The organism is Ruminococcus callidus ATCC 27760 (assembly GCF_000468015.1).
Lineage (GTDB): Bacteria > Bacillota > Clostridia > Oscillospirales > Ruminococcaceae > Ruminococcus_C > Ruminococcus_C callidus.
The window spans coordinates 1-852 of sequence record NZ_KI260308.1 but is presented as its reverse complement, the minus strand read 5'-3'; the positions used below and the strand labels follow the sequence as shown (position 1 = coordinate 852).

At 59.4% G+C, this 852-nt stretch carries 1 protein-coding gene; it reads left to right on the top strand.

What is annotated here, in order from left to right; all coding sequences use genetic code 11:
- Nucleotides 1-49 precede the first annotated feature (49 nt).
- A complete protein-coding gene (locus RUMCAL_RS02200) occupies nt 50-838 on the top strand; it encodes a TatD family hydrolase (RefSeq protein ID WP_021680818.1) in 789 nt (262 codons plus the stop codon).
- Nucleotides 839-852: the final 14 nt, after the last annotated feature.

Here is an 852-nt window from a genome sequence, read left to right as displayed (position 1 = left end):
CTGTCGCACAATCTTTGTGCGGTATTGCCTTTACAGAAAGGAAACTGCCATGTTTACCCAGATTTTTGACACCCACAGCCACTACACCGACAGTGCATTTGATGCAGACCGGCACGAAGTCCTGTCGGCACTGCCCGAAGCCGGCATTGTCCACGCTGTCCTTGCCGGCACCACGCTGGAGGACAGCACCGCCGGCATTGCCCTTGCCGACCGCTACGACTACATCTATGCGGCAGTGGGTATTCACCCCGAAACTGCCGGACAGCAGCCCGCCGATTATCTGGCACAGCTGGAGCAGCTGGCGAAGCACCCGAAAGTTGTTGCGATCGGGGAGATCGGGCTGGACTATCACTATGAGGGTTACGACCGCGAGAGCCAGAGTGTGCTGCTGCGGGAACAGCTGGATCTTGCCAAGCAGCTGGACTTGCCGGTCATCATTCACGCACGGGACTGCACCGAGGACTATCTGCGGATCTTGCAGGAGTTTCGTCCCCGCGGCGTGGTGCACTGCTTCTCCGGCAGTGCGGAAACTGCACGGGAAGTGCTGAAGCTGGGCATGTATATCGGGTTCACCGGCGTGCTGACGTTCAAGAATGCGAAAAAAGCATTGAAGGCTCTGGCGGAAGTGCCGGAGGATAAGCTGGTGCTGGAAACGGACTGCCCCTACATGGCACCGGTGCCTTTTCGGGGGAAACGCTGCGACAGCCGCATGATCCCCTACACTGCCGAAGCTGCCGCACTGGTACGCGGCACGGACACCCAGACGATTCTGGAACAGACCTGCCGGAACGGAGAAGCTTTATTTGGAATTCGGGCGGCGGCGGCGAGTCGCCGCTGACCTTACGCCCCAAT

Coding starts and splice junctions, on each gene's coding strand:
- RUMCAL_RS02200 (WP_021680818.1), top strand. CDS start 50: ATGTTTACCCAGATTTTTGACACCCACAGCCACTACACCGACAGTGCA.